At 68.0% G+C, this 19727-nt stretch carries 22 protein-coding genes; 9 read left to right on the top strand and 13 right to left on the bottom strand.

Annotated features, from left to right (window positions below; genetic code table 11):
* Nucleotides 1–9 precede the first annotated feature (9 nt).
* The 6 genes from queC to ACIQCS_RS19570 form a co-directional block, all read right to left on the bottom strand.
* Complete coding sequence (gene queC, locus ACIQCS_RS19595; RefSeq protein ID WP_345848359.1) at nucleotides 10–693, bottom strand: 7-cyano-7-deazaguanine synthase QueC; 684 nt, start codon at nucleotides 691–693, stop codon at nucleotides 10–12.
* A gap of 171 nt (nucleotides 694–864) precedes the next feature.
* Nucleotides 865–1272, bottom strand: a complete 408-nt coding sequence (locus tag ACIQCS_RS19590) for a hypothetical protein (protein WP_345848361.1) — start codon at nucleotides 1270–1272, stop codon at nucleotides 865–867.
* 71 nt (nucleotides 1273–1343) lie between these two features.
* The gene (locus ACIQCS_RS19585; RefSeq protein WP_345848363.1) at nucleotides 1344–2270 is read right to left on the bottom strand and encodes an Hsp33 family molecular chaperone HslO; all 927 of its coding nucleotides are present in this window, start codon (nucleotides 2268–2270) and stop codon (nucleotides 1344–1346) included.
* Between the two features lie 100 nt (nucleotides 2271–2370).
* Nucleotides 2371–2784: a hypothetical protein gene (locus ACIQCS_RS19580; RefSeq protein ID WP_345848364.1), complete on the bottom strand. Its 414-nt coding sequence runs from the start codon at nucleotides 2782–2784 to the stop codon at nucleotides 2371–2373.
* Between the two features lie 9 nt (nucleotides 2785–2793).
* On the bottom strand, nucleotides 2794–3711 hold the full coding sequence (argF, locus tag ACIQCS_RS19575; protein WP_345848366.1) for an ornithine carbamoyltransferase: 918 nt from the start codon (nucleotides 3709–3711) through the stop codon (nucleotides 2794–2796).
* 177 nt (nucleotides 3712–3888) lie between these two features.
* Nucleotides 3889–5085, bottom strand: coding sequence for an aspartate aminotransferase family protein (locus ACIQCS_RS19570; protein WP_345848367.1), 1197 nt, complete (start codon nucleotides 5083–5085; stop codon nucleotides 3889–3891).
* On the opposite strand from ACIQCS_RS19570, the gene ACIQCS_RS19565 reads away from it, so the two are divergent.
* Nucleotides 5066–5362, top strand: coding sequence for a hypothetical protein (locus tag ACIQCS_RS19565; protein ID WP_345848368.1), 297 nt, complete (start codon nucleotides 5066–5068; stop codon nucleotides 5360–5362). The two genes, ACIQCS_RS19570 and ACIQCS_RS19565, sit on opposite strands and share 20 nt — an antisense overlap.
* Here the strand turns inward: ACIQCS_RS19565 and ACIQCS_RS19560 are convergent.
* Nucleotides 5352–6191 (bottom strand): ABC transporter permease, encoded by an 840-nt coding sequence (locus ACIQCS_RS19560; protein WP_345848370.1) that lies wholly within the window; start codon nucleotides 6189–6191, stop codon nucleotides 5352–5354. The genes ACIQCS_RS19565 and ACIQCS_RS19560 overlap by 11 nt on opposite strands.
* A gap of 55 nt (nucleotides 6192–6246) precedes the next feature.
* Here ACIQCS_RS19560 and ACIQCS_RS19555 point away from each other — a divergent pair, with 55 nt between their 5' ends.
* The 6 genes from ACIQCS_RS19555 to ACIQCS_RS19530 all read left to right on the top strand — a co-directional run bounded on the left by ACIQCS_RS19555 (nucleotide 6247) and on the right by ACIQCS_RS19530 (nucleotide 12952).
* On the top strand, nucleotides 6247–6900 hold the full coding sequence (locus tag ACIQCS_RS19555) for a GcrA family cell cycle regulator (protein WP_345848371.1): 654 nt from the start codon (nucleotides 6247–6249) through the stop codon (nucleotides 6898–6900).
* 6 nt (nucleotides 6901–6906) lie between these two features.
* Entirely contained in the window at nucleotides 6907–7470 is a 564-nt protein-coding gene (locus ACIQCS_RS19550; RefSeq protein ID WP_345848373.1) for a demethoxyubiquinone hydroxylase family protein, read from the top strand.
* A gap of 75 nt (nucleotides 7471–7545) precedes the next feature.
* The gene (locus ACIQCS_RS19545; RefSeq protein WP_345848375.1) at nucleotides 7546–7860 is read left to right on the top strand and encodes a hypothetical protein; all 315 of its coding nucleotides are present in this window, start codon (nucleotides 7546–7548) and stop codon (nucleotides 7858–7860) included.
* On the top strand, nucleotides 7857–9380 hold the full coding sequence (locus tag ACIQCS_RS19540; protein ID WP_345848377.1) for a methyl-accepting chemotaxis protein: 1524 nt from the start codon (nucleotides 7857–7859) through the stop codon (nucleotides 9378–9380). Before ACIQCS_RS19545 ends, ACIQCS_RS19540 begins: the two co-directional genes overlap by 4 nt.
* Nucleotides 9381–9451: 71 nt before the next feature.
* Nucleotides 9452–11449 carry a DNA topoisomerase IV subunit B gene (parE, locus tag ACIQCS_RS19535; RefSeq protein ID WP_345848379.1) on the top strand — a complete coding sequence of 666 codons (1998 nt, stop codon included), beginning with the start codon at nucleotides 9452–9454 and terminating at the stop codon, nucleotides 11447–11449.
* 192 nt (nucleotides 11450–11641) lie between these two features.
* Nucleotides 11642–12952 carry a serine hydrolase gene (locus ACIQCS_RS19530; RefSeq protein ID WP_345848381.1) on the top strand — a complete coding sequence of 437 codons (1311 nt, stop codon included), beginning with the start codon at nucleotides 11642–11644 and terminating at the stop codon, nucleotides 12950–12952.
* Between the two features lie 4 nt (nucleotides 12953–12956).
* Here the strand turns inward: ACIQCS_RS19530 and ACIQCS_RS19525 are convergent, their stop codons facing one another.
* Both ACIQCS_RS19525 and ACIQCS_RS19520 read right to left on the bottom strand, forming a co-directional pair.
* A complete protein-coding gene (locus tag ACIQCS_RS19525; protein WP_345848382.1) occupies nucleotides 12957–13220 on the bottom strand; it encodes a hypothetical protein in 264 nt (87 codons plus the stop codon).
* Nucleotides 13217–14050, bottom strand: a complete 834-nt coding sequence (locus tag ACIQCS_RS19520; protein ID WP_345848384.1) for a TIGR00266 family protein — start codon at nucleotides 14048–14050, stop codon at nucleotides 13217–13219. The genes ACIQCS_RS19525 and ACIQCS_RS19520 overlap by 4 nt, the downstream gene beginning before the upstream one ends.
* A 123-nt stretch (nucleotides 14051–14173) precedes the next feature.
* Here ACIQCS_RS19520 and ACIQCS_RS19515 point away from each other — a divergent pair, with 123 nt between their 5' ends.
* Complete coding sequence (locus ACIQCS_RS19515; RefSeq protein ID WP_401531529.1) at nucleotides 14174–15352, top strand: hypothetical protein; 1179 nt, start codon at nucleotides 14174–14176, stop codon at nucleotides 15350–15352.
* A 29-nt stretch (nucleotides 15353–15381) separates the two neighbouring features.
* Here ACIQCS_RS19515 and ACIQCS_RS19510 read toward each other — a convergent pair whose 3' ends face one another.
* The 3 genes from ACIQCS_RS19510 to ACIQCS_RS19500 are packed head-to-tail and all read right to left on the bottom strand — an operon-like array spanning nucleotide 15382 to nucleotide 17776.
* On the bottom strand, nucleotides 15382–16173 hold the full coding sequence (locus tag ACIQCS_RS19510; RefSeq protein ID WP_280280700.1) for a LysR family transcriptional regulator: 792 nt from the start codon (nucleotides 16171–16173) through the stop codon (nucleotides 15382–15384).
* On the bottom strand, nucleotides 16170–16568 hold the full coding sequence (gene apaG, locus ACIQCS_RS19505) for a Co2+/Mg2+ efflux protein ApaG (protein WP_345848388.1): 399 nt from the start codon (nucleotides 16566–16568) through the stop codon (nucleotides 16170–16172). The genes ACIQCS_RS19510 and apaG overlap by 4 nt, the downstream gene beginning before the upstream one ends.
* Nucleotides 16568–17776: an aminotransferase class I/II-fold pyridoxal phosphate-dependent enzyme gene (locus ACIQCS_RS19500; protein WP_345848390.1), complete on the bottom strand. Its 1209-nt coding sequence runs from the start codon at nucleotides 17774–17776 to the stop codon at nucleotides 16568–16570. Before ACIQCS_RS19500 ends, apaG begins: the two co-directional genes overlap by 1 nt.
* Nucleotides 17777–17920: 144 nt before the next feature.
* Here ACIQCS_RS19500 and ACIQCS_RS19495 point away from each other — a divergent pair, with 144 nt between their 5' ends.
* Nucleotides 17921–19222, top strand: a complete 1302-nt coding sequence (locus ACIQCS_RS19495) for a phospholipid carrier-dependent glycosyltransferase (RefSeq protein ID WP_345848392.1) — start codon at nucleotides 17921–17923, stop codon at nucleotides 19220–19222.
* 31 nt (nucleotides 19223–19253) lie between these two features.
* Here the strand turns inward: ACIQCS_RS19495 and ACIQCS_RS19490 are convergent.
* A partial coding sequence (locus ACIQCS_RS19490) for a GtrA family protein (RefSeq protein WP_401531526.1) occupies nucleotides 19254–19727 on the bottom strand: 474 nt, incomplete at its 5' end.

Below are 19727 nucleotides of genomic sequence, written 5' to 3'. Positions count from 1 at the left end.
CCAGAAGCCCTATGGATGGGTCGCGTACTGCGTCGGGTCGGGGATGCCGGCTTCCTCGAAGCCCTTCGCACGTAGCCGGCAGCTGTCGCACAGGCCGCAATGCAGCCCGCCCGGCGCCGGATCGTAGCACGACCAGCTCAGGCCCATGTCGAGCCCGAGCCGCGCGCCCTCGCGCACGATGTCCGCCTTGGTCATGTGCTGGAGCGGCGCGCGAATGCGGAAGGGCGTGCCTTCCACGCCGGCCTTGGTCGCCAGCTCGGCAAGCTTCTCGAAGCCTTCGATGAACTCCGGGCGGCAATCCGGATAGCCCGAATAATCGAGCGCATTGACGCCGATATAGATGTCGCGCGCGCCCGAAGCCTCGGCCCAGCCGAGCGCGAGGCTGAGGAAGATGGTGTTGCGCGCCGGCACATAGGTGACGGGAATGTCGTCCCCCACGCCTTGCTTGGGCACGTCGATATCGGCAGTGAGCGCCGATCCGCCGAACGCGCGCAGGTCCATCGGCATCACGATATGGCGTTCGGCGCCCAGGGTCGCGGCGACCCGGCGGGCGGCGGCCAGCTCGATATGGTGACGCTGGCTATAGTCGAACGAGAGCGCCATCAGCCGATAACCCGCCTCGCGCGCGAGCGCGGCCGAGATCATCGAATCGAGTCCGCCGGAAACCAGTACGATTGCAACGCTGTCTGTCATCGCCGCGCCCTACTCCGGATTTCGCCGCGAGGCAAAACGCGCGGCGGGCGCAAAATGGGCCGCCCGTGAGCGGCCCAGTTTCTTGGGATAACCCATGCCAGAGAGGAAAGTGCTCACGAGGAGCGAGGAGCAAGTTAGCCCGGCAGCAATGAAATAAGAGTTAAGTCCCGTTCAGCCGCAGGCGCCGGCGCGGCGCGCCTCATATTCCTGCTCGAACGGCGAACCGTCGAGCACGCCCTGGGTCTCGATCCGCACCAGTCGCGGCGTCTCCACGGTGATCGTGGTGCGGCCCTGGCCATGCCCGGTGCAAGTGTAGCGCACCGTCGCCGCGCGCTGGTCCTGCGCGACCACGAACTGCTCGCACGGCGTAGCGCCATGGGCGAGCTGGATGAAGCTATTCGGCCCCGCGAAGCAAATCTTGCGCTCGCCGCCGCGCCGCTCCTTGAGCAGCCATTGACCGCGCTCGATCTGCGAGAGCACTGCCTGGCTGGAGGAACGATGGGCCGAAGCCGGCCCATCGCCCACGATAAACAGTGATGCGCCGGCAACTGCCACGCACACCAGACGCTTGAACAACATGCGCAACGTCCTCCCGTCGCGGACCCGAGAGCCCACGCCCTTTGCGCCCGATATGGGGCGATCGCGCCGGATTACAACGGCGGCGGAACGAAATCGGCGAGCTTCACCGGGAACTTCTTCGAGCAGAAGGCACAGTCGACGGCGATCACCCCGGCCTCGTCCGCCATCGCCGCCCGCTCCTCTTCCGGGAACTTGGCGAGCACCTCGGTGATGTATCCGGGGTCGCACCGGCAGCCGCGCGAAAGATCCGCGCCGCTGAGGACGCGCACCTCTTCCTCCTCGTTGAACAGCCGCCAGACGAGCGATTCGAGCGGGATCGCCCCATCGGCCAGCTCGTCGACGCCCATGGTCGAGCCCAGCGCCTCGACATGCTGCCACTCGGGATGATCGAGCCGCACGTGCAACCGCTCGCGCCCTGCCTCGCCCTCCGGCAGATGCTGGAGGAACAGGCCGCCGCCGATCCACTTGCCGGTTTCCCGGTCGCGCCGCGCGCCCAGCCGCACCAGGCTGGGGATCTGTTCCGACTGAAGGAAATAGCTCTGCGCCGCCTCGGCCAGCGAGCCGCCGTCGAGCGGCACGATGCCCTGGTAACGCTCCTTGGTGGTCGCCTGGTCGAAGGTGATCGCCAGATGGCCCTTGTGGAACAGCGCGAACAGCGACGGATTCTTGCCGAGCTGCGACAGGCGCAGGGCATCGAACTGCACATAGCCGCGCAGCTCGCCATTCTTGTAGTCGCACACCAGCAGGCTGACGATGCCGCCCTGGGTCTGCGCCTGGAGCGTCATCTGCCCCTCGGCCTGCTTGAGCGTGGATCCGAGCAGGGCAGTGAGCGTCAGCGCCTCGGCCAGCAGCCGCTCGATCTGCTCGGGATAGGCGTGCGCCGACAGAATCTCGTCGAGCACCGGCCCCAGCCGCGCAACGCGGCCACGAGTGTGGCGGCCGGGAATGGTGAAGCCGATCACGCGATCGAGATCGGTGGAGGGGGCGGTGTTGGTCACGTCGAAATCCTCGCTGCCCCGGCACAGGCCGGGTCATGCCTTGGGTGGCATCTATGTATGGGGTCTTGCGGAATGTAGGGAGCCGTGCGCCCGAAGCAACTCAGGCCCGCCGCCGGCGCTTCCAGCAATCGGCAAACACCAAGCCCCAGCCGGCCAGAAGGCAAAGCGCCGCGACCGAAACCAGCACCTCGGCTATCCGAACAAGCTGATCGAGCGGCGCAAGAATCTCGACCCAGCTGGTTGCGGGCGGAATCACCCAATCGGACCATAGGCCATTGCTGCCGATCGCGGACAAGGACAGGCCGCCGATCGCAATCAGCCAGAGTCCGGCAAGCAGTCGCCTCCGCCCCGCATGTGTCGCGAAACGCAAAATGCCACATGCGTTCAGGACCGCGAGCCCGAGCACCACCAGCGCGCAGACGACGGGTTCGTCGATGCCCTGCCGCACCGTCAGCCAGATCGCCGCTATCATTGCCAACGCTATTTCCGCGATGGCGACAAGTGCGATCGGCATGCCAGCCTCCTAGATCTGCCCGAAGCACCACCTCAGCACCGCCTTCTGCGCATGGAGACGGTTCTCCGCCTCCTGCCAGATCAGCGACTGGGGTCCGTCGATCACGGCATCGACCACTTCCTCGCCGCGGTGCGCGGGCAGGCAGTGGAGGAACTTCGCGCCCGGCTTGGCCGAGGCCATCAGCGCCTCGGTCACCTGGAAAGGCATCATCGCGGCGAGCTTGGTCTCGGCATGGGCCTGGCCCATCGAGATCCAGGTATCGGTGACGATGATGTCGGCGCCTTCCGCCGCTTCCCGCGGCGTGCCGACCACCCTGGCACGGCCCTTGCCGCGGGCGACGTCCGCGTCGCTCGGCTGATAGCCCTGGGGGCAGGCCGCGACCACGTCGAAGCCCATCAGCCCGCCGGCCTCCATGATCGAGGCGAGGACGTTGTTGCCGTCGCCCAGCCAGGCGACCCTGAGCCCCGGCAGCGCGAAGCCCGCCTCGAGGATCGTCTCCATGTCCGCCATGATCTGGCAGGGATGCGAAGCGTCGGTGAGGCCGTTGATCACCGGCACGCTGGCGTATTTCGCCATGTCGACCACCTTCTGGTGATCGTCGGTGCGGATCATGATCGCGTCGACATAGCCCGACAGGATGCGCGCGGTGTCGGCGATGCTCTCGCCGCGGCCGAGCTGCATCGAGCCCGCATCCATCACGATCGAAGTGCCGCCGAGCTGGCGGATCGCCATGTCGAACGAGACGCGGGTCCGGGTCGAGTTCTTCTCGAACACCATCGCCAGCACGCGGCCGGCAAGCGGGGCGTCGGCATCCACCTTGCCCTTGGGCCAGCCGGCGCGAGCCTGCTTGCGGGCGATCGCGTCGTCGAGCATCGCCTGGATGCCGGCGGTGCCGGCGTCGGTGAGATCAAGGAAATGGCGGGTCATCTCTAATTCCTCCCCCAGCTCGCCTGGGGGAGGGGGACCGCCGGCCGCAGGCCGGTGGTGGAGGGGCCGCGCCGAAGGCGCTGGAGACCGCTCCGCATCCACGCCGCTGCGCGGCGACCCTCCACCATGCTGCGCATGGCCCCCCTCCCCGAGACAAGCTCGGGGAGGAATTGTTCATCAGGCCGCACTCGGCGCCCCGAAGCTGCGCGCGCCTTCGCTCAGGCGCTCGATGCACTCGGCGATGTGATCCTCGTTGATCACCAGCGGCGGCAGCACACGGAACACGTTCTCGCCCGCGGCCACGGTCAGCAGCCCGTGATTGTCGCGCAGATGCGCCACGAAATCGCGGCTGACCACACTGTCCTTCATCTTGATGCCGAGCATCAGGCCCTTGCCGCGAATCTCCTCGAACAGGTGATCATGGTTCGGGATCATCTGCTCGAAGGCCTGGCGCAGGCGCTCGCCCATCTTCTCGACATGCGGCAGGAAATCGGGCTCGAGCATCACGTCGAGTACCGCCTGGCCGGCCGCCATGGCGAGCGGGTTGCCGCCATAGGTGGAGCCGTGGGTGCCGATCACCATGCCCTTGGCCGCTTCCTCGGTGGCGAGGCAGGCGCCGAGCGGAAAGCCGCCGCCGATGCCCTTGGCCGCGGTCAGGATGTCGGGAGTGATGCCGTAATGCTCATAGGCCCACATCTTGCCGGTGCGGCCATAGCCGCACTGGATCTCGTCGAGGATGAGCAGCAGGCCATGCTCGTCGCACGCCTTGCGCAGGCCCTGGATGAACTCCGGGGTGCCCGCGGTCATGCCGCCCTCGCCCTGCACCGTCTCGACCAGGAAGCCGGCGGTCTCGCCGTCGATCTTGGCGAGCGCACCCTCCAGATCGTTGAACTTCACATAGTCGAAGCCCGGCAGCAGCGGCTCGAAGCCGTCGCGCATCTTGGGCTGGTCGGTCGCCGAGATCGCGCCGATCGAACGGCCGTGGAAAGCGTTCTTGAAGGTGATCAGCTTGTGGCGCTGCGGGTTGCCGTTGACGTAATGATAGCGGCGCGCGGTCTTGATCGCGCACTCGATCGCCTCGACGCCGCTGTTCGTGAAGAACACCGTGTCGGCGAAGCTGTTGTCGACGATCCGCTGGGCCAGCGCCTCGCCCTGGGGGGAGCCGTAGAGGTTCGACACGTGCATCAGCGTGGCGACCTGGTCCTGCAGCGCCTTGGTCAGATGGGGATGGCCATGGCCAAGCGCGTTGACCGCGATGCCGGCGGCGAAGTCCAGATACTGCTCGCCGCGCTCGCCATAGAGATACACGCCCTCGCCTCGCACCGGCCGCACAGCGCACCGCGGATAGACGGGCATGAGCGGGGTGATGGCCATGGGAACGTACCTCCTTCGTGAAAAGCTCGGAAACGAGACTCCAGAAACGACAAAGGGCGGCCTGTCGGGACCGCCCGAGGCGGGTGTTTACGTGCGGTGGCCGGGAGGCGTCAATAATCGTTTCGGCGCGGGGCATGCCGGGGCGTTATCGGCCCTCTCCGTCATCCTCGCAAAGGCGGGAATCCAGGGTTACTTCGCGCATCGCTCTCGGCTCTGGATCCCCGCCTTCGCGGGGATGACGATGGAAAGGGACAGCGCCGAAAGCGTCAGTTCTTGATCTTCCACCCGCGGCGCAGCAGCGCGTAGCAGACGAAGCCCAGCAGCACGTCGAGGCCCAGGATCACCAGGCTGCCGACCAGGATCGGCGAATCGGCGACGCCGATGAAGCCGTAGCGGAAGCCGGAGATGATATAGAAGAACGGGTTGGCGTGGCTGATCGCCTGAAAGGTGGGGGCGAGCCGCTCGACCGAGTAGAAGGTGCCCGAGAGCAGGGCCAGCGGCGCCACCACGAAATTGGTCACCGCCGCGGCGTGATCGAACTTTTCCGCCCAGATCGAGGTCAGCACGCCCATCAGCGCGAGGAACAGCGAGCCGAGAAAGCCGAACCACAGCACCGCCCAGAGATGCTGCGGCCACAGGTTCACGCCCCAGATCGCCATGGCCAGCCACACCGTGCCGCCGACGCAGAAGGCGCGCGTCACTGCCCCGCCGCACAAGGCCGCGAGCATCTCGGTGGTCGAGAGCGGGGGCATCAGATAATCGACGATCGTGCCCTGGATCTTGCCGACGAGCAGCGAGAAGCTGGCATTGGCGAAGGCGTTCTGCAGCATGCCCATCACGATCAGGCCGGGCGCGATGAATTCGGCGAAGTGAATCTCGCGATGCTGGACGCTCACCATCCGCCCGCCGCCGCCCAAAGCGACGGTGAAGATCACCAGAAACAACAGGGTCGTGACCGCCGGCGCCCATACCGTCTGGAGCTGCACCTTGAAGAAACGGCGCACCTCCTTGATATAGAGGGTGCGCAAACCTCCCCAGTTGACGTTGCGGATCACCGGAACGCCGGGCTCGGGGAGCTGTTGACCGAATTCAGGCTGGCTGCTCATCGCGCGTTCGCGTAACCGCTGCACGAGCCGACGGCAAGGTGAAGGAAGAGAAGTTTTGAGCTGGACCGAAGAGCGGATCGATACGCTGAAGAAGATGTGGGACAGCGGGCTGACCGCAACCCAGATCGCCGAGGAGCTGGGCGGGGTGAGTCGCAATGCCGTTATCGGCAAGGCGCATCGCCTGGGCCTGCCCGCCCGTCCGTCGCCGGTGAAGCCCAACGAGCCCAAGGCCGCGGCCGAGCCCAAGCCGGCGCCCGCGCCGCGCCCGGCCCCGGCCGCCGCCGCCGCGCCGGCCGAGTCGCCGGCCCCGCGGGCCGCGGCCCCCGTTGCCGCGCCCTCGGCTCCGGCCGAGCCCAAGCCCGTCGCCGACGGGCCGGTGCTCCGTTCGGTCGGCCCGGGCGGCTTCGTCCGCCAGAATCCCGGCGAACAGGCTCCGCCGATCTCGCCGGCGCCGCCGCGCCGCCTTGTCCCCGCCAAGCCTTCCGAGGCGATCGCGGGCAAGACCAGCCTGCTCGATCTCAACGACAAGATCTGCAAATGGCCGATCGGCCATCCGGGCGAGCCGGACTTCCATTTCTGCGGCGACAAGGTGAACCCGGGCTTCCCCTATTGCGTCGAGCATTGCGGCCATGCCTATCAGGCGCAGCTGCCCCGCCGCGATCGCCGCCCGCCGCCGCCGCTGCCCTTTGGCGGGCCTCGCGTCCGCTAGATCCTGATGCCGATCGCGGCACGCCTGGCGCCCGGCGAGACGCTGGGCGACCGCGTGCTGCGCGTCGACCATGCCGGCGAGCATGGCGCGGTGTGCGTCTATCGAGCACAGCTGCGGCTCGCCCGCTGGACCACGCCGGGCCTGCTGGCCGAGATCGAGGATTTCATCGCGCACGAGACGCGCCACCGCGCGCTGTTCGCTGCCGAGCTGGCACGCCGCGGCCATTCGCGCTGCCCCAGCTACAGGCCATGCGCGGTGCTGGGCACCATGCTCGGCACCATCACCGGCCTGCTCGGCCGGCACGCGATCGCCGCCACCACCGTCGCGATCGAGCGAGTCGTGCTGCGCCACATGGCCGGGCAGATCGCGGCGCTCGGATCCAGCGATCCGGCCGTTGTCGCCATCCTGGCGGACATCGTCGCGGAGGAGCAGGAACATCATGACCGATCGGCGGCGCATCTGCGCGGCGGCTTCCTCCAGCGCGTGCTCGATATCGGCATAGGGGCGGCAACCGAGGCGGTGATCTGGATCGGCATGCACCGCCGGTCCGGGCCAAGGACCATCGGATAGGCGCGACGAACATCGTAATCTGCGCAAATAGCGTGGTTTACGTGTTTCTAACCAACTCCCCGCTAGACGCGCGGAATGAACCGTTTCGGATCGATCCTCGCCCGCCATGCCCTGGCCGCGCAACTCGCGCTCGTCGGGCTGGCATTGGCCTGCGCGGCCTTCTGGCCCCCCAGCCAGGGGCGGATGCTGCTGGTGCCGATGCTGCCGGGCGCGGCGGACCGCATGCTCGCCCAGGCGATCGAAGGCGGGGCGCGGCTGCTCGGCGACGGGCCGCTGCCCGGCAGCTTCGTCGTCATCGGCACGCATCCCGCCATCGCTGCGGCGCTCCGGGGCCGGGCGATCCTGATCCTCGCGGCGCCGCCCGCCCTGTGCGGAAACACGGCCGCATGAACGAGATCGATCGCCTTCGCCGCCGCGGCGTCCGGACGCTGGTGATGGCCAGCTGGGCCACCGTCGGCGTGGTCTTCCTGCTCGGCCTGCTGCTCGGCAGCCAGCGCGAGTGGATGACCTTCGTGCTGGGCACGGCGGCAAACATCGCCCCGACGATCGTCGCGCTGCGCCGCCGCTACGATGCCGCCGCGCGGCTGATCGTCGGCACGCTCGCCGCCATCCAGCCCGCGCTCGCCGTCTATGCGCTGACCGGCCATCCCTGGCAGATGGACTCGCACATGTATTTCTTCGTCGCGCTCTCGGGCCTGACGCTGCTCTATGACTGGCGGTCGATCGCGCTCGCCTGCGCGCTGATCGCCGTCCATCACATCGTCTTCCAGCTCGCGGTGCCGGCCTGGGTATTCGAGGGCGGCGGCAATTTCGGGCGCGTCGCGTTCCATGCCGTGGCGGTGCTGCTGGAATTCGCGGTGCTCGCCTATCTCACCACCCAGCTCGTCCGCCTGATCGAGGCGCAGGCCGATGCCCGCGCCCAGAGCGACCGCTTCGCCGCGGACGCCACTGCGCGGCGCGATGATGCCGAGGCGGCACTCACCGCGATGCGCGCCGCCGAAGCACGCGAGCGCGCCGAGCGCGAACGGCGCGAGACGAGCGAGCGCGGCGCCGCCGCCGAACGCCGCCACGAGATGCTGGCGCTCGCCACCGCCTTCCAGGATTCGGTCGCGGAGACGGTGCGCGACGTGACCCGCGCCGCGAGCGACCTCGATCGCTCGGCCCATGCGCTCAATTCGCTCGCCCATACGGCAAGCGTGGAACTCGCTGCGACCGCGCATATCGCGAGCCAGGCTTCGGACACGGCCGGCGGGCTCGCCAGCGGCGTGCGCCAGCTCACCGCCTCGATCGTGGCGATCGCCACCAGCGTCGACCAGCAGGCGAATCTGAGCGGCGCGGCGCGCGGCGTCTCGCGTTCGGGCGAGAATGCGGTGCGCGCGCTCGCCGAGCGGACGAGCACGATCACCCGCTTCGCCGAATCGATCCAGGAGATCGCCGCGCGGACCAACCTGCTCGCGCTCAACGCCACGATCGAGGCGGCGCGCGCCGGCGATATCGGCCGCGGCTTCGCAGTGGTGGCCCATGAAGTGAAGGCGCTGGCCAACCAGACCGGCTCCGCCACCGAGGAGATCCGCACCCTCGCCGGCACCGTCCAGGGCGGCGCCACCCTGGCGCACGGCGCGCTGGACGAGATCGCCGCCACCGTCGCCGAAGTCGCCGCGGCGGCGGAGGCGATCCGCAGCGAAGTCGACGGGCAGCGCCAGGCCGCCGGCATGATCGAGGCGACCGCGCACGACACCGCCATGGGCGCCACGCGCATGGCCGAGCGGATCGGCGCCGTCGCCACCGTGGCAAGCGACACCGAGGCGCTGTCCGACCGGGTCTCCAGCGCTGCGACCGGGCTTTCCGAAGCAGCGGTGGCGCTGGAAGCGGCGACCGACAGGTTCATCGCGCAGCTCAAGGCGGCGTAGGGAATCTCACTCCCCTCCAGGGAGGGGAACTAAGCTTGCGCCCGTCACCCCGCACCCCCTATACGTTCTCCATGGCCGCTGAAGACCTGTTTGCTGCGCCGGGCGTGCCCTCCGGCACCTATGACGCCTCCTCGATCGAAGTCCTCGAAGGGCTGGAGCCGGTCCGGCGCCGCCCGGGCATGTATATCGGCGGCACCGACGAGCGCGCGCTGCACCACCTGGCCGCCGAGATCCTCGACAATGCGATGGACGAAGCGGTCGCCGGCCATGCCAATCGCATCGAAGTCACGCTGGAGGCCGGCAACCGCATCACCATTGTCGACAATGGCCGCGGCATGCCGATCGATCCGCACCCGAAATTCCCCGACAAGTCGGCGCTCGAGGTGATCCTCTCGATGCTCCACTCGGGCGGCAAATTCTCCGGCAAGGCCTATGCCACTTCGGGCGGCCTGCACGGCGTCGGCATCTCGGTGGTCAATGCGCTGTCGATCGACACCACCGTCGAGGTCGCACGCGACAAGCAGCTCTATCGCCAGCGCTTCAGCCAGGGGAAGACGCTGGGACCGCTCGAGCATGTCGGCGGCACGCCCAACCGGCGCGGCACCTCGGTCAGCTTCGTTCCCGATACCGAGATCTTCGGCGAGATGCTGTTCAAGCCGGGCCGGCTCTACAAGCTGGTCCGTTCCAAGGCGTATCTCTTCGCCGGCGTCGAGATCCGCTGGAAATGCGATGCCGAGCTGATCGCCGACGGAGACCGCGAGAGCGGCCTCCCAACCGAGGCGGTGTTCCAGTTCCCCGGCGGCCTGGCCGATCACCTGAAGGAACAGCTCGGCGCCCGCGAATGCGCCACCGCCGATTTCTTCGCCGGCCGCCAGGACTTCCCCGGCGAGAATAATGGCCGGGTCGAATGGGCGGTCGCCTGGCCGCTGTGGAGCGACGGGTCGTACAGCTGGTATTGCAACACCATCCCGACGCCCGATGGGGGCACGCACGAAGCCGGCCTTCGCGCCGCGCTGACCAAGGGCATCCGTGCCTTTGGCGAGCTGATCGGCAACAAGAAGGCCAAGGATATCACCGCCGACGACGTGATGACCGGCTCCGAACTGATGCTGTCGGTCTTCATCCGCGATCCGCAATTCCAGTCGCAGACCAAGGACCGGCTGACTTCGCCCGAGGCCGCCGGCCTGGTCGAGAAGGCCGTGCGCGACCATTTCGACCATTTCCTCGCCGACAATATGGATCGCGGCAAGGCGCTGCTCGGCTATGTGCTCGAGCGGATGGACGATCGCCTCCGCCGCAAGCAGGAGCGCGAGGTCAAGCGCAAGACCGCGACCAGCGCCCGCAAGCTTCGCCTGCCCGGCAAGCTCACCGATTGCTCGGCCGACGATCCGGCGGGAACCGAGCTGTTCATTGTCGAGGGCGATTCGGCAGGTGGCAGCGCCAAGCAGGCGCGCGACCGCAAGACCCAGGCGATCCTGCCGATCCGCGGCAAGATCCTCAACGTCGCCTCGGCCACCTCGGCCAAGATCCTGGCGAACCAGGAGATCGCCGACCTGATCCTCGCCATGGGCTGTGGCACGCGCAAGGATTGCGACCCGTCGAACCTCCGCTACGAGCGCATCATCATCATGACCGACGCGGACGTGGACGGTGCGCACATCGCCACGCTGCTGATGACCTTCTTCTTCCAGGAAATGCCCGATCTGGTTCGCCAGGGGCATCTCTACCTGGCCCAGCCGCCGCTCTATCGCCTGACTGTCGGCTCCAAGTCGCTCTACGCCCGTGACGATGCGCACCGGCTCGAGATCGAGAGCACCGCGTTCAAGGGCAAGAAGGTCGAGGTCAGCCGCTTCAAGGGCCTGGGCGAGATGAACCCGAACCAACTCAAGGAAACCACCATGGACCCGGCGACCCGGGGCCTGCTGCGCATCACCCTGCCCCAGGAATATGAGGAGCGCGCCGGAGTGAAGGACCTGGTCGACCGGCTGATGGGCAACAATCCCGCCCACCGCTTCGCCTTCATCCAGGAAAATGCGGCGCGGCTGGACGAGGAAGTGATCGACGCCTGAGCGGGCTCGCCCGCCCAGTCCCGTTGTCCCGGCCCCATTCCGTCATCCCGGCCAAAGCCGGGATCTCGTACGGCTCTTTTCCCACCATCGCCTGAGATCCCGGCTTTCGCCGTGATGACGATGAGGCAATAAATGTTGATATCATGATTTCTAACGGCTAGAAGCAGCACGTCCACAGCCGATGAGGCAATGATGCGCCTGCTCCCGCTTCTCGCCGCCTTCCTGATCGCCGCGCCCGCCACCGCGCCCGCCGCACCGCTCCAGACCGTTCAGGCCGATCCCGCCTTCGCTGCGCGACTCGGTGAACTGATCGCGATCCTGAACGGCGGCGGCGATTATGCGGCATTCTTTACGCCCGCCTTCAAGGAGAAGGTGCCGAAGGCAATGTTCGACGAGGTCGCCGCCCAGCTGAACGCCGCCAACGGCAAGCCGGTCGCGATCCTGGGCGCGGCGCAGGAAACGCCGTGGCGCGCGAATGTCCGGGTCCAGTACGAGAAAGCGGTGGCGAACGTCCTGCTGGTCGTCGATCCGGCGCCGCCGCATCAGGTGGGCGGGCTGCTCGTCCGCGGATTCGAGAGCGCGGAGACGACGCTGCCGGAGGTCGAGCGCGCCTTTGCCGCGCTGCCCGGCGATGTCGGCTATGCGATCGCGAAACTGGGCAGCGGCGCGCCGCAGCTGCTCGCCAGGCGCAATGCCGACAAACCCTATGCGATCGGATCGGCGTTCAAGCTGGTGATTCTCGCCGAGCTGGTCCGCGCGACCAATGCCGGCGAGCGCAAATGGGACGATCTCGTCACGCTGGACGGCGGCCCGCTGCCCGGGGGCGGCTATTTCGGGAAGCCCAAGGGCACCCGGGTCAGCCTGCGCGAGCTCGCCGCCCAGATGATCTCGATCAGCGACAACAGCGCGACCGACATTCTGCTGAAGACGCTGGGCCGCGAGAAGGTGGAAGCGATGATGCCCGTGCTCGGCATTGCCGATCCGGCGCGCAACCGGCCGTTTCTGGGCACGCTCGAGCTGTTCAAGCTGAAGGGCGTCGCGGGACTGGGCGAACGCTATCTCAAGCTCGACGAAGCCGGGCGGCGCAAGCTGCTCGACGGCGAAGTGGCCGGCGTGCCCAATATCCTGATCGACGCGACCAGCTTCACCAGGAAGATCCCGAAGCTGATCGACACGTTCGAATGGTTCGAAAGCCCGAACGATCTGGTCCGGGTGATGGACTGGCTGCGGCGGAACACCGAGAGCGCGGCCGGCACCGAGGCGCGCAGGATCCTGTCGATCAACCCCGGCATCGGCCCCGATGCGCGCGGCAAGTGGCAATGGATCGGCTACAAGGGCGGATCGGAGCCCGGCGTGATGAACATGACCCTGCTGCTCCAGGCGCGGAATGGCGACTGGTACGTCGTCACCGGCAGCTGGAACGACGTGCAGAAGGCTGTCGACGAGGGCCGCTTCGCATCGCTGATCGGCAGGACGGCGGAACTGGCCGCGCCGGCGCCCTGATCCCTCAGATCTCGCCGCGCATCCGCCGCTTGTGGTACTTGGCGCGCGCGCCGATGCCGAAGAGCATCAGCGCGAAGCCGGCGACGATCGCGGCGAGCGTGACGATGTTCGGGACCGGCGTCCAATAGGCGTTGACCAGGATCAGCGCCGAGCCCAGCACCGCCAGCGCGACGCCGGTGCGGCGAAAGCCCTTGGCCACGCCCATCAGCTCATGCCGATAGGCGCGGCGCTGCTCGGGATCGCGCAGATCGGGGATCGGCCGGCTCAACGATTACCCCCGATCAGGTCGCCAATCCCGCCCAGCACCGAGCCTTCGCCGCGATTCTGCCCGCCATGGCTGCCTGCCGCAGCCATCATCCGTCCGGCAAGGCGCGAGAAGGGCAGCGACTGGATCCATACCTTGCCCGGTCCCCTGAGCCGCGCGAAGAACAGTCCCTCGCCGCCAAAGAACACGCTGCGCACCCCGCCCGCGGTGACAAGGTCGAAATCCACCGAGGGCGTGAAGGCGGCGACGCAGCCGGTATCGACGTGCAGTTCCTCGCCCGGCGCCAGCTCGCGCTCGACGACCATGCCGCCGAACTGGACGAACACCCAGCCATCGCCGTCGAGCTTCTGCATGATGAAGCCCTCGCCGCCGAACAGGCCGGTCATGACCCGGCGCTGGAAGGCGATGCCCATCGACACGCCCTTGGCGGCGCAGAGGAACGCGTCTTTCTGGCAGATCAGCGTGCCGCCGACCGAATCGAGCTTCAGCGGCACGATCGCGCCCGGTACCGGCGCCGCAAAGGCGACGCGCGCTTTGCCCGAACCATTATGGGTGAAGACGGTGGTGAACAGGCTCTCGCCGGTGACCAGCCGCTTGCCGGCGCCGAGCAGCGCGCCCATGAAGCCGCCGCCCTGCGCGCCGCTGCCGTCGCCGAACACGGTGGTCATCCCCACCGCGGCATCCTTCCACACCAGCGCTCCCGCCTCGGCCACCGCGCTCTCGCCCGGATCGAGCTCGATCTCGACGAACTGGAGCTCCTGCCCCTTGATCTCGAAATCGATATCGTCGGCGATGCCGGCGCTGCGGCTGTGGCTCCAGGGACTTTGCGGCATCGGGAAACTCCATCCTGCGGGTGGCGCGACACTAGCCGCGCGCGCATTGCTCCGCCACGCCGGACCGGCATTCGCTGGCAAAAGATTCGAATCTCCTGCACCTTCTCCCCCGGGGGGAACGGGATGATGCGCAGCGGGATATTGGCCGGGATGGCGCTGGCCGCCGCGATGCCGGCCTGGGCGCAGGAAAGCGGAAACCAGGAGGCTCCTCCGCCGGCGATCGTCGTCACCGGCAACCCGCTGTCCGAAACGGCGAAGCGGCTCCAGGCCTGTCTCGATCGCCATTGTCCGCCGCTCGAGGACATCCAGGCCAGCCTGGCCCATGCCGAGAACCAGTTTCTGGAGGGCGATTATCGCGCCGCGCGGGCGACGCTGGCGGCCGCGCGCCGCCGCAACGACCAATATGCGAAACAATATCCGGTCGCGCTGTCCGACCTCGAACGCGCCCATGGCCGGCTGACCAGCATGGACGGCCATCCCGAATGGGGTCGCTTCCTGCAGATCGGCGCGCTCGAGACGCTGAAGAACGGCTTCGATTCGGGCGATGCGCGGATCCTGATCCAGCGGCTGATGACGGGCGACGAATATCTGCAGACCGGCCGGGTCGACGCGGCGATCGACGTCTATCGCAAAGTGGAGAGGCAGGCGCGCAAGGCCGGGCATTGGCGCGTCGTCGGCACCGCGATGCTCCGCCCCGCTGCCCTCTATGCCGGGCTCGGCGCGCGCGATCGGGGCTATCGCAGCCTGGCCCGCCGCGAGATCGCCCGGCTCGAGCGCACCCCCGAGCCCGAGCTCGCCGGCTTCCGTGTCGCGGCACAGGTGCTGCGCGCGCGCCTCGCCGGCGCCACCGGCGATCAGGAGGAGATGGAGAAGACGATCGCCGCGCTCGCCGGCAATGGCTTCACCGCTCCCGTGCTGGTCTATGACGAGCCGCCGTTCCGCGACATGCCCACCACCGGCGTGATCAATCGCGACCTCGACAGCAATCCCGAATGGATCGACCTGCGCTACCGGATCGATTCGAGCGGCCGGGTGCGCGATGTCGACGAGCTGCGCCGGTCCCCCGATATCTCGGGCGACTGGCCCAGCCAGGTTCTGAAGTCGATCGCCAGGCGGCGCTACGTGCCGCTCGCGCCATCGGCGAAGCCGGAAGGACTGGTCCGGATCGAGCGCTTCACGCTGGTCTTCGACGCGGAGGGCCATACGGGCTCGGCCATGCGCGCGCGCTCCGCCACGGGCCGCCTGGTCTCGCTCGACCTTACGCCCGATCCCCCGCCACCGCCGTCCGCCAGGGGCAGCTGACTACGGAGCCGCGCAGGCGCGGAACCTGCTCATGCCGCGAGCGCGTCGACCAGCGTCTTCACTTTCTTCTGCCGCCACTGGGGCAAGGGCGCGACCAGCCAATAGCCGAGCTTCGAGCTCTTGGGCTCGCCGACGACCACGACCCGGCCCGATTCGATGTCGCTGCGCGCCAGCAGCTCGGGCACGGTCGCGCGGCCCAGCCCCTCGGCCGCCGCGTCCAGCGCGAGCCCCGCATCGGCGACTCGCACCAGCGAGCCGGCATCCTCAGCCATGCAGCCGGGCCAGGAGATGCGCACGTCGATGCTGCCCCCCGGTCGCTCGACCGTGATCATCCCGTCGCTCTCCAGCGCCTCGCCCTCATGCTCGCCGGGGCCCTCGCCCCAGCGGATGGCGAGGTCGAGATTGGCCTCGGTGAAGTCGATCGCCTCATCGGCGGGGACAAGCATGAAGCGCAGGTCGCTGTCCTCGCGCGCGATCTCGGCCAGGCGCGGCATCAGCCATTTCGCGGTCAGGTCGCGCGGCGCGGCGATGGTCAGCGACTTGGACGATTGCCCCGCCTGCATCGCGCGCACGCTCTCCTCGAACTGGAGGAAGCCCGCCCGCAGCGCGGCCAGCCCGGCCTCGGCCTCAGGGGTCAGCTCCAGCCCCTTGGTGGTGCGGCGGAACAGGACGACGCCCAGCGTGTCCTCCAGCGCGCGAATCTGCTGGCCGACCGCCGCCGGCGTCACTGCCAGCTCGTCCGCCGCGCGCGTGAAGCTCAGGTGCCGCGCCGCCGCGTCGAGCACGCGCAGGCCGTTCAAGGGAAGATGCGTCCGCTTCATTCCGCCACCGCCGGCGCCGTGAGCGCGAACTTCGGAATGGCGACGTCGAACGCCGAGCCATCCTCCCCGATCATGTGATAGCTGCCCTGCATATTCCCCATCGGCGTGCTCAGCGGGCAGCCCGAGACATAGTCAAAGCTCGCCCCCGGCGCGATCATCGGCTGCTCGCCGACCACGCCCTCGCCCTCCACCGTATGGCGTCCGCCACGGCCATCGGTGATGATCCAGTGGCGCGTCAGAAGCTGCACCGTCATCGGCCCGCTATTCTCGATGCGGATGTGATAGGCCCAGAACCAGCGGCCGCGATCGGGCTCGCTCTGCTCGGGCAGATAGCTCACCGACACGCGCACGGTGATCCCGCGCGTTTCCGCCGCATCGGTGAACAATGCGTCCATCACAATCCGGCGGCCCTCAGCGCCTGGTCCAGATCGGCGATCACGTCCTCGGAATCCTCCAGCCCGACATTCAGGCGCAGCATGCCCTCCGTCACGCCCATCTCCAAGCGCTTCTCCTCGGCCACGCTCGAATGGGTGGTGGAGGCCGGATGCGTCATCAGCGAGCGCGAATCGCCGATATTGTTCGAGATGTCGACCAGCTCGAGCGCATCGAGCAGCGCGTGCGCCTGCTTGCGGCCGCCATCGACCTCGAACGAGAAGATCGGGCCCGCCGCGTCCATCTGGCGGTTGAAGAGGTTGTGCTGCGGGTGGCTGGGCAGCGCCGGGAAATTGATCCGGGGCACGCGCGCCTCCAGGAAGCTGCCCACCTTCAGCGCATTCTCGCTCTGCCGGCGGATGCGCAGGTCGAGCGTCTCCAGCCCCTTGAGCACCACCCAGGCGTTGAACGGCGACAGCGTCGGCCCGGTGTTGCGCGTGAAGGGCAGCAGCACGTCGTTGATGAAGGCCGAGGAGCCGGCGACCGCGCCGGCGAGCACACGGCCCTGCCCGTCCATCATCTTGGTCGCCGAATAAGCCACCACATCCGCGCCGAATTCCAGCGGCCGCTGCAGCGCGGGCGTAGCGAAGGCATTGTCGACCACGCTGGTGATGCCGTGCCTGCGGGCGATGGCGCACACCGCTGCCAGGTCGACCACGTCCATCGTCGGATTGGCCGGCGTCTCGAAGAAGAAGACCTTGGTGTTCGGGCGCACCGCGTCGGCGAACTGCTGCGGATCGCGCGCGTCGATCACCGTGGTCTCCACACCGAAGCGGGGGAGCAGGCTGTCGGTCAGCCAGCGGCAGGAACCGAAGGCGGCGCGGCCCTGGACGATATGGTCGCCCGCGCTCACCTGGCAGAGGATCGCCGCCGTCATCGCCGCCATGCCCGAGGACATGGTGCGGCAGGCCTCGGCGCCTTCGAGCAGCGCGATCCGCTCCTCGAGCATCTCCACCGTCGGGTTCTGCAGGCGCGAATAGGTCATGCCCTGCTGCTCGCCCGCGAAGCGCGCGGCGGCGTCGCCCGCGCAATCATAGGCATAGCCGGACGTGAGGAACATCGCCTCGCTCGTCTCGCCCCATTCCGAACGCGCGGTGCCCCCGCGCACGGCCTGGGTGGCGGGTTTCCAGTTGCGGGTTACGCTGCGGTCTTGGCCGGTACGACGCTTCATAGTGCGAGATGCTTTGCGGCTGAGGGGACGGGGCGTCAACACCGCTCGTCACTTGGGCGCCGACAAGTCCTGCTTCATCGCTTCGCGAATCCGGAAACCAAGTTCAGCATGACGGCCGCGAAACGCTCGGCTAATCAACGCGCCATGCTCGATCGCCTCAAGGCCCTGCAGGACCGCCCCTGGCTCGTCGCCCTGCTCCTCGCCATTGCCGTGCAGGCGCTGTTCCTGGTCCATCTCGACCAGCCGAGCGTGATCATGTTCGACGAGGTGCATTACCTGCCCGCCGCGCAGGCGCTGCTCGACCTGTCGGGCCCGCGCAACGTCGAGCATCCGATGCTCGGCAAGGAGCTGATCGCGGCGGGCATGGCGCTGCTCGGCGACAATCCCTTTGGCTGGCGCATCGCCTCGACGCTGGCGGGCACCGCCACCGTGCTCGGCGTCTTCGCGTTCCTCTGGCTGTTCGCCGGCAACATGCGCACGGCGCTGGTCGGCGCGGTGCTCACCACGCTCAACCAGACCGTCTATGTCCAGGCGCGCACCGGCATGCTCGACATCTTCCTCGGCGCCTTCCTGGTCTGGGCTCTGGTGATGCTGCTCTGGTCGATGCAGGGAAGCGGCAGGGCGGTGTGGTGGCGCTGGATCGCCGGCAGCGCGCTGCTCGGCTGCGTCACCGCGGTCAAATGGGCGGGCGTGCCCTATATCATGCTCGCCGCCCTGGCATTCCTCGTGATCCGCGCGCGCGACGCGCGCCTGGCGAAGCAGCCGATCCTCTCGGCGCTGTCGGGCAAGGAGCAGCGCCATTGGGCCGGTCTGCCCGCCGTCCCGGCGATCCTGGCGATGGGCGTGGTGAGCGTGATCACCTATTTCGTCACCTTCGCCCCGGCCTTCTTCTACGCCACCGATCCGCTGACTTCGCTTTCCGGCCTGTTCAGCCAGCAGATCCACATGTGGCAGATGCAGACGCAGATCCTGCCGCACCACACCTATCAGTCGAGCTGGTGGAGCTGGCCGCTGATGCTGCGGCCGATCTGGTATTTCTACGAATGGGACCGCGGCGCCCAGCGCGGCGTGCTGCTGATCGGCAATCCGCTGATCATGTGGGGCGGCCTGGTCGCGGTGGCCGCCTGTTACTGGGCCTGGTTCAGGGACAGGGCGATCCGGCCGCTGGCGATGGCGCTGCTATGGACGGCCTCGCTGGCGATCTATGTCGTCATCCCCAAGTCGATCGGCTTCTATTATTACTATCATCCGAGCAGCATCTTCCTGTGCATGGCGCTGCCGATCGCCTTCCAGCATTTCGACCGCGGCCGGAACCGCGGCTGGGAGGAATGGTTCGCCGCGCTCTCGCTGCTGGTGTTCGGCTATTTCTATCCGATCCTCTCGGCCGCCCCGCTGGCGGACAGCCAGGGCTTCACCCATTGGATGTGGATCGGCAGCTGGCGGTAGCCAACGCCCCTCCCTTCCCGGGAGGGGAACGTCAGTATCGTCCCCAGACGAAGCGTGAGGACAGGGCGAAGTTCCAGACGGCGGCGACGGCGATGCCGGCCAGCGCCGCGAAACGCCAGTCGCCATGCTGGACGTTGTGCAGGAACGCCGCCACGCCCACATTCGCCGCCGCGCCCACGCTGCACACCAGGCAGAAGGAGAACCAGCCGGCCAGCATCGGGCCTGCCCCCTTCAACCGCTGCTCACGATAGGTGAGCGCGTTGTTCAGGAAGAAGTTGAAGGTCATCGCCGCCGCGGTGGCGAGGATGGTGGCGCCGACAAAGGGCCAATTGAGGCCGCGGAACAGGGCGCCGAGCACCAGGAAATGCACGCCCGCGCCGAGCGCGCCGATGCCGGAGAACATCACGAAGCGCACCGGCACCACCCGGCCGAACATCCGGTCGTAGAGCGCGATGAGATATTCCATCGCCACCACGTAATCGAGCTTGCTCTCCCCCAGCGCCCG

Origin of the sequence: Sphingomonas sp. NPDC092440 (assembly GCF_044754985.1) — a bacterium.
In the GTDB taxonomy this organism is placed as follows: Bacteria; Pseudomonadota; Alphaproteobacteria; order Sphingomonadales; family Sphingomonadaceae; genus Sphingomonas.
This window is presented reverse-complemented; position numbering and strand designations above follow the sequence as displayed.

Coding starts and splice junctions, on each gene's coding strand:
- queC (WP_345848359.1), bottom strand. CDS start 693: ATGACAGACAGCGTTGCAATCGTACTGGTTTCCGGCGGACTCGATTCG.
- ACIQCS_RS19590 (WP_345848361.1), bottom strand. CDS start 1,272: ATGTTGTTCAAGCGTCTGGTGTGCGTGGCAGTTGCCGGCGCATCACTG.
- ACIQCS_RS19580 (WP_345848364.1), bottom strand. CDS start 2,784: ATGCCGATCGCACTTGTCGCCATCGCGGAAATAGCGTTGGCAATGATA.
- argF (WP_345848366.1), bottom strand. CDS start 3,711: ATGACCCGCCATTTCCTTGATCTCACCGACGCCGGCACCGCCGGCATC.
- ACIQCS_RS19565 (WP_345848368.1), top strand. CDS start 5,066: ATGAGCGGGGTGATGGCCATGGGAACGTACCTCCTTCGTGAAAAGCTC.
- ACIQCS_RS19570 (WP_345848367.1), bottom strand. CDS start 5,085: ATGGCCATCACCCCGCTCATGCCCGTCTATCCGCGGTGCGCTGTGCGG.
- ACIQCS_RS19560 (WP_345848370.1), bottom strand. CDS start 6,191: ATGAGCAGCCAGCCTGAATTCGGTCAACAGCTCCCCGAGCCCGGCGTT.
- ACIQCS_RS19550 (WP_345848373.1), top strand. CDS start 6,907: ATGCCGATCGCGGCACGCCTGGCGCCCGGCGAGACGCTGGGCGACCGC.
- ACIQCS_RS19545 (WP_345848375.1), top strand. CDS start 7,546: ATGAACCGTTTCGGATCGATCCTCGCCCGCCATGCCCTGGCCGCGCAA.
- ACIQCS_RS19540 (WP_345848377.1), top strand. CDS start 7,857: ATGAACGAGATCGATCGCCTTCGCCGCCGCGGCGTCCGGACGCTGGTG.
- parE (WP_345848379.1), top strand. CDS start 9,452: ATGGCCGCTGAAGACCTGTTTGCTGCGCCGGGCGTGCCCTCCGGCACC.
- ACIQCS_RS19530 (WP_345848381.1), top strand. CDS start 11,642: ATGCGCCTGCTCCCGCTTCTCGCCGCCTTCCTGATCGCCGCGCCCGCC.
- ACIQCS_RS19520 (WP_345848384.1), bottom strand. CDS start 14,050: ATGCCGCAAAGTCCCTGGAGCCACAGCCGCAGCGCCGGCATCGCCGAC.
- ACIQCS_RS19515 (WP_401531529.1), top strand. CDS start 14,174: ATGATGCGCAGCGGGATATTGGCCGGGATGGCGCTGGCCGCCGCGATG.
- ACIQCS_RS19510 (WP_280280700.1), bottom strand. CDS start 16,173: ATGAAGCGGACGCATCTTCCCTTGAACGGCCTGCGCGTGCTCGACGCG.
- apaG (WP_345848388.1), bottom strand. CDS start 16,568: ATGGACGCATTGTTCACCGATGCGGCGGAAACGCGCGGGATCACCGTG.
- ACIQCS_RS19500 (WP_345848390.1), bottom strand. CDS start 17,776: ATGAAGCGTCGTACCGGCCAAGACCGCAGCGTAACCCGCAACTGGAAA.
- ACIQCS_RS19495 (WP_345848392.1), top strand. CDS start 17,921: ATGCTCGATCGCCTCAAGGCCCTGCAGGACCGCCCCTGGCTCGTCGCC.